General features: G+C 61.4%; 10 protein-coding genes. 8 read left to right on the top strand and 2 right to left on the bottom strand.

Annotated elements, in window-relative coordinates; all coding sequences use genetic code 11:
• Position 1: 1 nt before the first annotated feature.
• The 3 genes from AC2CQI_RS04010 (at position 2) to AC2CQI_RS04000 (ending at position 4,266) form a co-directional block, all read left to right on the top strand.
• Positions 2-286, top strand: a complete 285-nt coding sequence (locus AC2CQI_RS04010) for a DUF2934 domain-containing protein (protein WP_484579258.1) — start codon at positions 2-4, stop codon at positions 284-286.
• Between the two features lie 92 nt (positions 287-378).
• On the top strand, positions 379-2,538 hold the full coding sequence (gene glgX, locus AC2CQI_RS04005; RefSeq protein WP_484579257.1) for a glycogen debranching protein GlgX: 2,160 nt from the start codon (positions 379-381) through the stop codon (positions 2,536-2,538).
• A 693-nt stretch (positions 2,539-3,231) separates the two neighbouring features.
• The gene (locus AC2CQI_RS04000; RefSeq protein ID WP_484579256.1) at positions 3,232-4,266 is read left to right on the top strand and encodes an autotransporter domain-containing protein; all 1,035 of its coding nucleotides are present in this window, start codon (positions 3,232-3,234) and stop codon (positions 4,264-4,266) included.
• A 105-nt stretch (positions 4,267-4,371) separates the two neighbouring features.
• Here AC2CQI_RS04000 and AC2CQI_RS03995 read toward each other — a convergent pair whose 3' ends face one another.
• Both AC2CQI_RS03995 and AC2CQI_RS03990 read right to left on the bottom strand, forming a co-directional pair.
• The gene (locus AC2CQI_RS03995) at positions 4,372-5,274 is read right to left on the bottom strand and encodes a universal stress protein (RefSeq protein WP_484579255.1); all 903 of its coding nucleotides are present in this window, start codon (positions 5,272-5,274) and stop codon (positions 4,372-4,374) included.
• Positions 5,275-5,395: 121 nt separating this feature from the next.
• The gene (locus AC2CQI_RS03990) at positions 5,396-5,743 is read right to left on the bottom strand and encodes a hypothetical protein (RefSeq protein WP_484579254.1); all 348 of its coding nucleotides are present in this window, start codon (positions 5,741-5,743) and stop codon (positions 5,396-5,398) included.
• Positions 5,744-6,045: 302 nt separating this feature from the next.
• Between AC2CQI_RS03990 and fdnG the strand changes: the two genes are divergently transcribed.
• The 5 genes from fdnG (at position 6,046) to AC2CQI_RS03965 (ending at position 12,935) form a co-directional block, all read left to right on the top strand.
• A complete protein-coding gene (fdnG, locus tag AC2CQI_RS03985) occupies positions 6,046-9,096 on the top strand; it encodes a formate dehydrogenase-N subunit alpha (RefSeq protein WP_484579253.1) in 3,051 nt (1,016 codons plus the stop codon).
• 10 nt (positions 9,097-9,106) lie between these two features.
• Positions 9,107-10,000, top strand: a complete 894-nt coding sequence (fdxH, locus tag AC2CQI_RS03980) for a formate dehydrogenase subunit beta (RefSeq protein WP_484579252.1) — start codon at positions 9,107-9,109, stop codon at positions 9,998-10,000.
• The gene (locus tag AC2CQI_RS03975; RefSeq protein ID WP_075805295.1) at positions 9,997-10,638 is read left to right on the top strand and encodes a formate dehydrogenase subunit gamma; all 642 of its coding nucleotides are present in this window, start codon (positions 9,997-9,999) and stop codon (positions 10,636-10,638) included. Before fdxH ends, AC2CQI_RS03975 begins: the two co-directional genes overlap by 4 nt.
• A complete protein-coding gene (fdhE, locus tag AC2CQI_RS03970; RefSeq protein WP_484579251.1) occupies positions 10,635-11,525 on the top strand; it encodes a formate dehydrogenase accessory protein FdhE in 891 nt (296 codons plus the stop codon). Before AC2CQI_RS03975 ends, fdhE begins: the two co-directional genes overlap by 4 nt.
• Positions 11,526-11,960: 435 nt before the next feature.
• Positions 11,961-12,935 (top strand): DUF4062 domain-containing protein, encoded by a 975-nt coding sequence (locus AC2CQI_RS03965; RefSeq protein WP_484579250.1) that lies wholly within the window; start codon positions 11,961-11,963, stop codon positions 12,933-12,935.
• Positions 12,936-13,513: the final 578 nt, after the last annotated feature.

Here is a 13,513-nt window from a genome sequence, read left to right as displayed (position 1 = left end):
CATGAGTGTCGAGGAAAAACGCATACGCGAATTCGCGTACCAGATCTGGGAATCGGAAGGCAAACCCGAAGGCCAGGAATCACGCCACTGGGACATGGCGCGCAAGCTGGCCGAGGCCGAAGCCCTGGCGCCGCAGGCCAAGTCCGCGAGCAAGGCAGCGAGCAAGCCCAAGGCCGCCGCCAAACCCAAGGCCGCGCCTGCCGCGACCCTTGGCAGCAAGCCTCCCGCGGCCAAGCCGGCCGTCGCGAAAAAGCCTCGCGCGCCGAAGAAACCTGCCCCGCTCTAAGCCCGGCACCACCACTGTATTTCCGCCACACGCGACAGCCCTCGGGCTGTCGTGCAGGCCTCCTGTCCCCCTAAGAACGCTTCAGGTGACCCATGAGCCGTAAAGAAGAAACCGCAGAAACCGTACACACCGAACCCTCGCGCATCCGGGAAGGCCTGCCCTTCCCGCTGGGTGCGACCTGGGATGGCCTGGGGGTCAACTTCGCCATTTTCTCGGCCAATGCCACCAAGGTGGAACTGTGCCTGTTCGACGCCAGCGGCGAGACCGAGATCGAGCGCATCGAACTGCCCGAGTACACCGACGAGATCTTCCACGGCTACCTGCCCGACGCCCATCCGGGGCTGATCTACGGCTACCGTGTGCATGGCCCCTACGAGCCGCAGAACGGCCATCGCTTCAACCCCAACAAGCTGCTGATCGACCCCTATGCCAAGCAGTTGGTGGGCCAGTTGAAATGGTCGGAAGCGCTGTTCGGCTACACCATCGGGCACCCGGACGGCGACCTCAGCTTCGACGAGCGCGACAGCGCGCCCTACGTGCCCAAATGCAAGGTGATCGACCCGGCCTACACCTGGGGCCGCGACCGCCGCGTTGGCACGCCATGGGAAAAGACCATCGTCTACGAAGCCCATGTGCGCGGCATCAGCATGCGTCACCCGTCGGTGCCTGACGCGGCCCGCGGCACCTTCGCCGGCCTGATGAACGACGACCTGCTCGGGCATATCAAGGACCTTGGCGTCACCGCCATCGAACTGCTGCCGATCCACGCCTTCGTCAACGACCAGCACCTGCTGCAAAAGGGCCTGAACAACTACTGGGGCTACAACAGCATCGCCTTCTTCGCCCCGCACCCGCGTTACCTGGCCAAGGGCAAGATCGCCGAGTTCAAGGAAATGGTCGCGCACCTGCACGACGCCGGCCTGGAGGTGATCCTCGACGTGGTCTACAACCACACCGCCGAGGGCAACGAGCTGGGCCCGACCCTGTCCATGCGCGGCATCGACAATGCCTCCTACTACCGCCTGATGCCGGACGACAAGCGCTACTACATCAACGACTCCGGCACCGGCAACACCCTCGACCTCAGCCACCCGTGCGTCCTGCAACTGGTCACCGACTCGCTGCGCTACTGGGCCGGCGAGATGCATGTGGACGGCTTCCGTTTCGACCTGGCGACCATTCTCGGGCGTTACCACGAGGGCTTCGACGAGCGTCACAGCTTCCTCGTCGCCTGCCGCCAGGACCCGCTGCTGCGCCAGGTCAAACTGATCGCCGAGCCCTGGGACTGTGGCCCGGGCGGCTACCAGGTGGGCAACTTCGCCCCCGGCTGGGCCGAATGGAACGACCGCTTCCGCGACACCGTCCGCGCCTTCTGGAAAGGCGACGAAGGCCAGTTGGCCGACTTCGCTGCGCGCCTGACCGCCTCGGGCGAGATGTTCAACCGTCGTGGCCGTCGCCCTTATGCCTCGGTCAACTTCATTACCGCCCATGACGGTTTCACCTTGCGTGACCTGGTCTCGTACAACGACAAGCACAACGAGGACAACGACGAAAACAACCAGGACGGCAGCAACAACAACCTGTCGTGGAACCACGGTGCCGAAGGCCCGACGGACGACCCGGAAATCAACGCCCTGCGCCTGCGCCAGATGCGCAACCTGTTCGCCACGTTGCTGCTGGCGCAGGGCACGCCGATGATCGTCGCGGGTGACGAATTCAGCCGTACCCAGCACGGCAACAACAACGCCTACTGCCAGGACAGCGAGATCGGCTGGATCAACTGGGACCTGGACGAGGACGGCGCCGAGCTGATGACCTTCGTCAAGCGCCTGACCCGCTTGCGCCGTAGCTACCCGATCCTGCGCCGGGCGCGCTTCCTGGTGGGTGATTACAACGAAGCGATCGGGGTCAAGGACGTCACCTGGCTGGCGCCGGATGCCAATGAAATGAGTGTGGAGCAGTGGGAGGATGGCAATGGCCGCTGCCTGGGCATGCTCATGGATGGGCGGGCGCAGGTCAGCGGGATTCTCAAGCCGGGGGCGGATGCCACCTTGCTGCTGATCGTCAATGCGCACCATGACACCGTGCCGTTCACCTTGCCGGAGGTGCCGCAGGGTGAGTACTGGAGCGCGCTGATCGACACCGACCAGCCGAAGCGGCGCAAATCGCCGAAGCTGGAGTTTGGTGGGCAGTATGAAGTGACGGGGCGCAGCCTGGTGCTGTTGGAGCTGGTGCGGGACGAGGAGGCTTGATCCGACCTCGCGGCTAACAGAGAACCCTGTGGGAGCTGGCTTGCCAGCGATGAGGCCGGCACTGACAACATCTTTGTCAGTGCCGGCCTCATCGCTATATGGCTATCTACACATCTCGGCTTGATGGCCAACGCGGTCCAGGTAGGAGCGTGGCTTGCCCGCGAAGGGCCGCAAAGCGGCCCCAAAACCATCCACCTCAGTGTGTCAGGCAAGACGCGGACTCAGGTTTTTGCGACGGCTTCGCCGCCGTTCGCGACGGTTCGGCGCTCCGACAAGCTCCCACAGTGATCGCGGCGCGGCTCAATAACTGTTCTCTGCGCGACAGCGCAGCCTGCAAGGCTGGGCGGACTCCCACAGGGTACGCGCTTGACCATCCTGCCTCGATGCCTAGCAATCATTCGAAATAGCCAACCCCTCTGAAAGACCCTACTTTTCTATAGAATGCAGAACCCCTTTTGCTTTCAAGCACTTGCCCCCTCGCACAATCCCCTAACACCCTTTTCACACAATCTTGACGCCCCGCCCCCGTTCTCCTTGACTGAACCCTAGCAGCATCACTCCACACTCAATCCGGGCCTCTAGCCTGCGCTTTCCAGCGCGCGGGACGGGCTCCGTTTTGCTGGTTTGGGTCGCCCCTCCTCGAGCCGTGACATCAGGCCAGATCCCTGGCTGTTCGCTATGAGGAGATTCACCATGAAAACAGCGTCCACCCCCACCAGCCTCGAATCGTTTTTCTTCGCCGTGTCCGCTTCCCTGCTGCTGGCGACCCCGGCAGATGCCCTGGAACGCGAGGAATTCGACCCGTCCCAGGCCTTCCATATGCCGACCCTGAGCCTGCAACCGGTGAATTTCACCGGCCTGGGTCGCGAGACGCTGAGTGCCTTCTCCGAACGCCGCGCCGAACGTGATGCCTTGCTGGCCCCGGACATGTTGCACAGCCAATGGGCGCAGTTCTTCCCGAGCGCAGCACCGTCCAGCCAGCATCCCCTGGAAATGCCCGGCAACCAACTGCGCATGAGCCCCGACCTGTTCGTCCGCGAGACCGCCGGCGGCAACGTCCATAGCGCCGGGATCTTCGTCGGACGCAGCGACCTGCAAGGCGGCTTCCCGCAGACCGGCGACAAGAACGCCCCGGTGCGCCTGCAGGGGGAAAGCGTCGGCATGTACTGGAGCCTGCGCAATGAACAGGGCTGGCATGTGGACGCGGTGGCCATGGGCACCCGCTTCGACGCCAGCGGGCGCAATGTAGATGGCGCGCGGATCGATGGCGATGGGCATGCCCTGACCTTCTCGGTGGAAGGCGGCTTTCCCATTGGCCTGGGCAAGAACTGGGTGATCGAACCCCAGGCGCAACTGGTCAACCAGCAGTACTTCGCCGCCAACCAGGCCCAGGCCGATGCCCTGCAATCCCTCGACGGGCAGCCGAGCTGGAGTGGCCGGGTCGGGGCGAAACTGTCCGGGCATTATGTGGTGAGCGGCATGCCCATCGAGCCGTTCCTGCGGACCAACGTGTGGTACGACTTCTCCAATGCCGACACGGTCAGCCTGGACAAGGTCGACAAGATCAGCAGCGGGCGCAATTCGGCCACGGTGGAACTGGGGCTGGGGTTGGTGGCGAGGGTGACGCCGAAGGTGGCGCTGTTTGTCAGTGCCGATTACAGCAGTGATGTGGATGACAATGATCTGAATGGGTTGATCGGGAATCTCGGGGTGCGGGTTCGCTGGTGATTTTGGGTTGGGGCTGATGGCCCTATCGCTGGCAAGCCAGCTCCCACAGGGTACGCGGTGCCTGTGGGAGCTGGCTTGCCAGCGATGAGGCCATCAGCTTCATCCTCAATTATCCTGCTGCCCCCGCACCGCCAGCACATTGCAAGGCAGATGCTGCAACACATGCTCGGTAGTGCTCCCCAGCACCCCCGCCGCCCCGCGCCGCTGGCTGCTGCCCATGACGATCACATCCGCCCGGTGCTGCCCGGCATATTCGGCGATCGCATGGGTCGCCGGCCCCGTCACGAAATGCCGATGACTCTCCGCCACCCCATGGGCCTCGGCCAGATGCTCGAAAGCCAGTTGCGCCGACCGTCTCACCTCACTGTTGAAACCCGGCATGGTCACCGCCCCCGCACCAAAGTCGGCGAACTGGGTCTGCGCCACATCCCAGGCATGCAACAGATGCAACTCGGCATCGCACTGAATCGCCAGGGCATTGGCCTCGCGAATCACCCGATCGCTGATCCGCGTGTGCTGGCTGTCCGGATGCAGGGTATCCACCGCCGCAATCACCACCTTCGGCAACGGACAACGCATATCGCTGACCAGATGCAACGGCGCCGCGCAATCGCGCAGCAACTGCCAGTCCGGCGGGGTAAGAAAGACCCGGCGCAAGGCCGATTCATGGTGCACGTCCTTGATCACCAGGTCCGGCTGCATCTCTTCGACATGCTCGAGCATGTCCGCCATCACGTGCCGGCTCACCTGCACTTCGCAACTGACCTCCAGCCCGTCATGGCGCAACTGCGCGGCCTCGTCGCGCAGCCAGGTCCAGGCGTCCTGCTCCATCGACTGGCGCAGCGCCGAACCCGCAGCCATGCGCCCGAGCAGGTCACCTTCTTCGAGAAATACCGCGATGTGCAGGGCCGCGTCGGTGGCCCTGGCGATCGCCACCGCACGTTCCATGGCCGGGGTGTGGCGCAGGCTCGGCGAAGCGATCATGAACAGGCGTTGATACGGGCGCATAAGACACCTCCTGACGGGTTGTCCGATTGCCGCGAAAAGGAATCAACGCACTCCGGTCAGGACGACCGAAGCGACGATACCGGCACAACGCCGGTATCGTTGCCTGAGTATAAGCCGCAGATCAGAGACAGGTAGCCAGGGCCGCCATACGGCGTTGCGCCAGGGCATCGTCCTTCTGCGCGTAGAACTTGACCACGCTGCCACCGCCGGCCTGGGAGATATCGGTGAAGTATTCGCCGCCACGGGTCGAAACCGTGATGCCCTGGGCCGTGCGCTCCAGGTAGCCGCTGGCGTCCACGCCAAACACTGCCTCATCCTGCCAGCTGAACTGCACGCACTCGGCGACCTTCTGTGCTTCTTTGGTCGAATTGATAATCCTGTCCGGTTGGCCAGATCTGGCGGTGTTCATCGCCGACGAGGCGCAGCCTGCCAGCAGAGTGGCGGCGAGCAAAGCCAGGGCAATACGCATGTTCAACCTCTTCGACGGAAAAAAGGAGCGACTTTAGCACCGCCGCGCCTAACCCAGAAAACCCTTCTTTTTATGTGCCAATAGATGACATCGATCAATTGATTGTCACTGTCGATTAGTCACACAAAAGATATGGACATAGACTCCCCGCGAATGCGCTGCCCAGACCCTCGAAAGAATGGGTCGGGCCGCCTTTCCTGCCTGCTTTGGCCTGAAGACCACCGCCCGATTCCGCCGCTTTGACCGGCGCGCACGCCTGTGCGCGGCTGTCGCGTCGGCTCGGCCGCAACAAGGAGATGATCATGGGACTGGGTAGACGACAGTTCTTCAAACTGTGCACCGTGGGCGCCGCCACCGCGACCTGCGCCACCCTGGGTTTCGCCCCGGGCATGGCCCAGGCGACCCAGTCGCGCCAGTACAAACTGCTGCGGGCCAAGGAAACCCGCAACAACTGCACCTACTGCTCGGTGGGCTGCGGCCTGCTGATGTACAGCCTCGGCGACGGCGCGAAGAACGCCAAGGCGCGGATCTTCCATATCGAAGGCGACCCGGACCACCCGGTCAGCCGCGGCTCGCTGTGCCCGAAAGGCGCGGGCCTGGTGGACTACATCCACAGCGACCAGCGCCTGCTCTTCCCCGAATACCGCGCCCCTGGCTCGGATAAATGGCAGCGGGTCAGCTGGGAGCATGCCATCGAGCGCATCGCCCGCCTGATGAAGGACGACCGCGACGCCAACTTCATCGAGAAAAACGCCAAGGGCACCACGGTCAACCGCTGGCTCAGCACCGGCATGCTCTGCTCCTCGGCGGCCAGCAGCGAGACCGGCTCCCTCGACCAGCGTTTCACCCGTGCCCTGGGCATCCTCGGCACCGACAGCCAGGCGCGGGTTTGCCACGCGCCGACCGTGGCCGCCCTGGCACCGACCTTCGGGCGGGGCGCGATGACCAACAACTGGGTCGATATCAAGAACGCCAACGTGGTCATGATCATGGGCGGCAACCCCGCCGAAGCGCACCCGGTGGGCTTCAAGTGGGTGATCGAAGCGAAGATCCGCAACGGCGCCAAGGTCATCGTGGTCGACCCGCGCTTCAACCGCAGCGCCGCCGTGGCCGACATCTACTCGCCGATCCGCGCCGGCTCCGACGTGACCTTCCTGATGGGCATGGTCAACTGGCTGATCACCCACGACAAGGTCCAGCACGAGTACGTGCGCGCCTACACCAACGCCAGCCTGATCGTGCGCGAGGACTACCACTTCGACGAAGGCCTGTTCAGCGGCTACGACGCCAGCAAGCGCAGCTACGACCGCGCCTCGTGGAACTACGAGCTGGATGAGAACGGCTTCGCCAGGCGCGACCTTAGCCTCAGCCATCCGCGCTGCGTATGGAACCTGCTCAAGCAGCACGTCTCGCGCTACACCCCGGAAATGGTCAGCAACGTCTGCGGCACCCCGCAGGACGACTTCCTGAAGATCTGCGCGATCATTGGCGAGACCAGCGCCCCGGACAAGACCGCCACCTTCCTCTACGCCCTCGGCTGGACCCACCACACCAACGGCGCGCAGATGATCCGCGGCTCCGGCATGCTGCAACTGCTGCTGGGCAATATCGGCATGGCTGGCGGCGGCGTGAACGCCCTGCGCGGCCACTCCAACATCCAGGGCTACACCGACCTCGGCCTGCTTTCCCTGCGCCTGCCGGGCTACATGAACCTGCCGTCCGACGCGCAGACCGACCTCGCCACCTACCTCAAGCAGACCACCCCGAGCGCGGTGCAGGCCGACCAGGTCAACTACTACAAGAACACCCCGAAATTCTTCGTCAGCATGATGAAGAGCTTCTGGGGCGACAAGGCCACGAAAGACAACGACTGGGGCTTCGACTGGCTGCCGAAATGGGATGACAGCTACGACGTCATCAACTTCACCAACCGCATGTACGAAGGCAAGGTCAACGGCTACATCGCCCAGGGTTTCAACCCGGTGGCGGCCTTCCCGGACAAGAACAAGGCCCAGGCCGCGCTGGCCAAGCTCAAGTTCCTGGTGATCATCGACCCGCTGGCCACCGAGACCTCGAGCTTCTGGAAGAACCACGGCGAAGAGCACAACGTCGACACCGCCGCGATCCAGACCGAAGTGTTCCGCCTGCCCTCCTCCTGCTTCGCCGAGGAAGACGGCTCCATCGTCAACTCCTCGCGCTGGCTGCAATGGCACTGGGCGGGCGCCGCGCCACCCGGCGAGGCCTGGCACGACGGCAAGATCCTTGGCCACCTGTTCATGAAGATTCGTGAACTCTATGAAAAGGAAGGTGGCGCCAACCCCGCGCCGATCCTCAACATGGCGTGGGACTACGCCGACCCGCTCGACCCGAAACCGGAAGAAGTCGCCAAGGAATCCAACGGCCGCGCGCTGGTCGACCTCAAGGACGACCAGGGCAACCTGATCCTGCGCAAGGGCCAGTTGCTCAACGACTTCGGCCAGTTGCGCGACGACGGCAGCACGGTGTGCTTCAACTGGATCTTCGCCGGTTCCTGGACCGAACAGGGCAACCAGATGGCCCGCCGCGACAACACCGACGTGGGCCTCGGCAACACGCCCGGCTGGGCCTGGGCCTGGCCGCAGAACCGCCGCGTCCTCTACAACCGCGCCTCGGCGGACCCGGCGGGCAAGCCCTGGGACCCGAAACGCCAGCTGATCGCCTGGGACGGCGCGCGCTGGAGCGGCATCGACGTGCCCGACTTCGCCCCGACCATCGCCCCCGGCAGCGCCACCAGCCCGTTCATCATGCTGCCGGAAGGCGTGGGCCGGCTGTTCTCGGTGGGCGCGCTCAACGACGGCCCGTTCCCCGAGCACTACGAACCGACCGAAAGCCCGCTGGCCAGCAACCCGCTGCACCCCAAGGTCACCTACTGCCCCACCGCGCGCATCTACGACCACGACCGCTCGCGGATGGGCAAGCGCGAGGACTTCCCCTACGTCGCCACCACCTACTCGATCACCGAGCTGTTCCGCCACTGGACCAAGCACTCGAGGCTCAACGCGATCATCCAGCCGGAGCAGTTCGTCGAGATCGGTGAAAAGCTCGCCGCGGACAAGGGCATCGCCCATGGCGACCGGGTCAAGGTCAGCACCCAGCGTGGCTACATCAAGGCCAAGGCCGTGGTGACCAAGCGCATCCAGCGCCTGACCATCGACGGCCAGGCCGTTGACACCATCGGCATCCCCTGCCACTGGGGCTACGAAGGCGCCACGCGCAAGGGCTTCCTCGCCAACACCCTGACGCCCGGGGTCGGCGACTCCAATACGCACACGCCGGAATACAAGGCGTTTCTCGTGAACGTGGAAAAGGTCTGAGGGAGCACTCATGTCATACCAATCCCAGGACATCATCAAACGCTCGGCCACCAGCTCGCTGACCCCGCCGCCGCAGGCGCGCAATCACCAGGCCGAGGTCGCCAAGCTGATCGACGTGAGCATCTGCATCGGCTGCAAGGCCTGCCAGGTGGCGTGCAACGAATGGAACGACCTGCGTGACGAGGTCGGCCACAACGTCGGTGTCTACGACAACCCTGCCGACCTCTCGGCGGAGACGTGGACGCTGATGCGCTTCGACGAAGTGGAAAACGAAAGCGGCCGCCTCGAATGGCTGATCCGCAAGGACGGCTGCATGCACTGCGCCGACCCCGGCTGCCTCAAGGCCTGCCCGCAGCCGGGAGCGATCATCCAGTACGCCAACGGCATCGTCGATTTCCAGTCCGAGCACTGCATCGGTTGCGGCTACTGCATCGCCGGCTGCCCCTTCGACGTGCCGCGGATCAGCCAGAAAGACAACAAGGCGTACAAATGTACTCTTTGCGTTGATCGCGTCTCGGTCGGCCAGGAACCCGCCTGCGTCAAGACCTGCCCCACCGGCGCCATCAACTTCGGCGCCAAGACTGAAATGCAGCATCTGGCCGCCCAGCGCGTCGACGAACTACATGGCCGCGGCTTCGCCGGCGCCGGCCTCTACGACCCGCAAGGCGTCGGCGGCACCCACGTCATGTACGTGCTGCAGCACGCCGACAAACCGCACCTCTACCACAAGCTCCCCACCGACCCGCGCATCAGCACCGCGGTGCAGGGCTGGAAAGGCTGGCTCAAACCTGCGGCGGCGGTGGCCTTCTTCGCCACCCTCGCGGGCACGATGTTCCACTACGTCGGCGTTGGCCCGAACGAAGTGGACGAGGACGAAACCCACGACGAGGAGACCCACGCATGAACAAGGACAAGATGATCCTGCGCACGCGCTTCATCGAGCGCGCCAGCCACTGGCTGATGGTGATCTGCTTCTTCACCGTCGCGCTGTCGGGGCTGTCGTGGTTCTTCCCCTCGCTCAACGGCCTCAATGCGGTGTTCGGCACGCCGCAGATGGCGCGGATTCTTCACCCGTTCTTCGGGGTGGTGGTGTTCCTGTTGCTGGTTTTTCTGTTCATCCGCTTCGTGCGCTACAACCTGCCGGAGCCGGAGGACCGGATCTGGTTCAGGAACGTGCCCCAGGTACTCGCCGGCAAGCATGAACCGGCGCTGCAGATCGGCAAGTACAACGCCGGACAGAAGGTGCTGTTCTGGGGAATCATGGGGTTGATCAGCCTGCTGCTGGTCAGTGGCGTGGTGATCTGGCGGCCGTACTTTGCGCCGCTGTTTTCCATTCCCGTCATTCGCATCGGCTTGCTGGTGCATGCCCTGGCCGGGATCGGCCTGATCCTGCTGGTGATCGGCCATGCGTACCTGGCGTTCTGGGTGAAGGGCTCGATTCGCGGGATGGTCACGGGGTATGTGAGTCATCGCTGGGCGAAGACGCACCATGATCGGTGGTATCGGCAGATCAGTGCCAAGCAGGATGGGAAAGTGAAATGAACAGCAGTATTCGGATGAGCCCGCTGGACGCCGGGCAGGTGGCGGTCGGGGAAATTGCGCCGGTGTTGTTGCCTTCGCGGGAGGGGAACTATGCGCGGCGGGCGGCGCGGTTGCGGGAGTTGGCGGTGGGGCATCCCATGGCGGATTACCTGGACTTTGTCGCGGGGGTGGTGGAGAGCCAGGAGTTGTTGCTCAAGCAGCGGCCTCTGCCCTCCTCCGTGCTGGCCGGGTTGAAGGCGTCGTTGGGTGAGGAAGGTGCGCCGCTGGATTGTCGGCGGCATGTGCGGCATGGGCATTGGCTGGTGCTGTTGCGGGGGCTTGGGGAGACGGTGGAGCATCCGGCGCTGGAAGAGTTGCTGGTGCAGGAGGATTGGCGGTTGGAGGCTTATGCCGATTCGCTGTTGCGCGGGGATTTTCACGAGGTGCATAGCGGGGAGGCGCTGTTTGTGTGGGCGGCGCTGTCGTTGTACTTCGGGCAGTTGGCGGCGCATTTGCCGGCTGTGGGGAAGGCTCGGGGGGAAGAGCGGCAGTTTTGTCCGGTGTGTGCGAGTGCTCCGGTGGCGAGCAGTGTGATGACCGGGGCGCAGGCGGGGTTGCGGTATTTGCAGTGTGGGTTGTGTGAGAGTCGCTGGCATATGGTGCGGCTCAAGTGCAGCAACTGTGAGGCTACCGGGGGGCTGGATTATTGGTCGCTTGGGGAGGTTAAGGCTGCGGTCAAAGCAGAGAGCTGTGGAGAATGCCGAAGCTACTTGAAGGTGTTTTATCCGGAGCATGAGCGCGGGCTGGAAGTGGTGGCGGATGATCTGGCTACGCTGGGGCTGGATGCGGAGGTTGAGCGGGAGGGGTTTGGGCGGAGTGGGGTTAGTCCGTTTTTGTTTCCGGGGTGATGGGTGGGGTGGTGGCGGGCTCGGAACCTTCAGCCAGCCTTTCGAACGGCGCTGTCGAACAGGGACCAGTTCTTCAGCTCAGCGCGGGCGAGCTTGCCCGTGAAGGACCGCGCAGCGGTCCCAAACCCTGTCATGCGAGTACATCTGGGTAAATGCGATCAACTGGATACCGAGTCCAGAACCGCAAGCACAGGCGTATGTGCTGGACGGTTTTAGTAGCGCTTTGCAGCCTAGGAACCAGTGACCACCATCGCCCCATAGCTGCCCTCGGCGTAGATCAGCAAACGGACAGAAGCGTGATCGAGAGCTGTATAAAAATCATCCGATATTTATCGAGCCCCACCTGTTTATGAAAGCAGAAATCGAATTTGTTAGACATACAAATCGTTTTTAGATAGCTTCCACCTATCAATGGACGTGAATTTCGGTGGCGTAATGAAACGAAAGCTACAAGTCTTTATTTCCAGTACTTATCTTGATTTGATTGAAGAGCGCCAAGCCGCAGTTGGTGCAATATTAAAGGCTGGGCATATTCCTGCGGGCATGGAGCTTTTTACAGCTGGCGATCGCTCCCAGCTTGACACCATTAACTCGTGGATAGATGAGTCTGATGTATACATGCTTATTCTTGGCGGGCGATATGGGGCAGTAGAGCCAGTTTCTAATGTCAGTTATACAGAGCTAGAGTTCGATTACGCGGCGACTCAGAACAAACCTATGTTTGCGGTTGTAATTAAGGATGAAGCATTAGAGAAAAAAATCAGAGCCAACGGCACGAGCTATTCAGAGAAAGAAAACCCAAAGGAACTAAGGCTATTTCGTGAAAAAGTTCTCAGTCGAATATCCTCTTTCTTCGAAGACGTGAAAGACATTAAGCTCTGCGTGCACGAAAGCCTGGCGGATTACTCAGCAAATAGAGAGCTTTCCGGCTGGATTTCTGGAAATGAAATAACAGATCCTAAGCCTCTAATTGAGGAAATAAATAAGCTATCTGGCGAAAATACTGAGCTAAAAGAAAAAATTAACCAGCTCGAGCATCGACTGGCTAAAACACCCCCACCATCCAACGCTGCCGCTGAGAAATTCGTCAAACTAAAGGAAATTCTTGAAAAAACAAAAATCAACCTACCCAGAACACTTTCAGAACAGGATGAGGACGTTGAAATAACATTACTTAGAGCCTTCGATGTAGCTCAGGAAGATCTTGTTATAGGCGTCACCAACAAGATTGGAATGAGTGACTATGATCAGTTCATCTTTTTCAATATAAGCCCAAAACTCCAGATTCACGGCCTAGTAGATAACGAAAAGGTTTCGGGCGTTCAGTATCGTCGCGTATATGTAACTCCCTTTGGGCTAAGCTTTTTGGCATATTTAGAAAAGTCAAAACTGGATAATGTTATGCAGTAAAACGGGGAGCAGCTCTTCAGCTCGGCGCGGATCTTTGTGGGAGCGAGCTTGTCGATGCGCCACGCCGTCGCGAAGGACCCGCACAACGGTCCCAAAACCTGCCATGCGAGTGCATCTGGATAAATGTGATCAACTGGAAATCGAGTCCAGAATCACAAGTACATGCCGTTCATACTGGGCAGTTTTGATTCAGGGCGCAGCAACACAGCGTGTATTCCCGCGAGCAAATTAATAGATCGCTTACTCAGGCGTCCCCGTCACAGTGTGCCTTTCACGCATTGCACAAGGCGTGTCGAGCCCTTCTTGGTCGAGGTGTTCGCATTTCTTCAGCAGAGTACAGATTTATTTTCAAGCATTTAGTAAAAATAAATCTATCTCGTTTTTCGCTGTCCCGTTTTTCGATCGGTTTAAAGCCGTCTGCTCCTTCGCAGATTTAACGACTAGAGAGGATGGATGATTACCTAAAGAAAACAGCGGGAGGTATCAATCATAAATGTAAGCACCCTGGACTCGAACCAGGAACTCCTCCTTCCCAATGACCTCTGCACCAAAGGTCATTGAGAATATTCTCGGGGTGT

The sequence above is a fragment of the Pseudomonas sp. P2S-1 genome, from assembly GCF_057197725.1.
This window is presented reverse-complemented; position numbering and strand designations above follow the sequence as displayed.

What these genes read in the sequence shown, in the direction of transcription:
- AC2CQI_RS03990 (WP_484579254.1), bottom strand. Translation starts at nt 5,743, where the DNA reads ATGCGTATTGCCCTGGCTTTGCTCGCCGCCACTCTGCTGGCAGGCTGC.
- AC2CQI_RS04010 (WP_484579258.1), top strand. Translation starts at nt 2, where the DNA reads ATGAGTGTCGAGGAAAAACGCATACGCGAATTCGCGTACCAGATCTGG.
- fdnG (WP_484579253.1), top strand. Translation starts at nt 6,046, where the DNA reads ATGGGACTGGGTAGACGACAGTTCTTCAAACTGTGCACCGTGGGCGCC.
- glgX (WP_484579257.1), top strand. Translation starts at nt 379, where the DNA reads ATGAGCCGTAAAGAAGAAACCGCAGAAACCGTACACACCGAACCCTCG.
- AC2CQI_RS03995 (WP_484579255.1), bottom strand. Translation starts at nt 5,274, where the DNA reads ATGCGCCCGTATCAACGCCTGTTCATGATCGCTTCGCCGAGCCTGCGC.
- AC2CQI_RS03975 (WP_075805295.1), top strand. Translation starts at nt 9,997, where the DNA reads ATGAACAAGGACAAGATGATCCTGCGCACGCGCTTCATCGAGCGCGCC.
- fdxH (WP_484579252.1), top strand. Translation starts at nt 9,107, where the DNA reads ATGTCATACCAATCCCAGGACATCATCAAACGCTCGGCCACCAGCTCG.
- AC2CQI_RS03965 (WP_484579250.1), top strand. Translation starts at nt 11,961, where the DNA reads ATGAAACGAAAGCTACAAGTCTTTATTTCCAGTACTTATCTTGATTTG.
- fdhE (WP_484579251.1), top strand. Translation starts at nt 10,635, where the DNA reads ATGAACAGCAGTATTCGGATGAGCCCGCTGGACGCCGGGCAGGTGGCG.
- AC2CQI_RS04000 (WP_484579256.1), top strand. Translation starts at nt 3,232, where the DNA reads ATGAAAACAGCGTCCACCCCCACCAGCCTCGAATCGTTTTTCTTCGCC.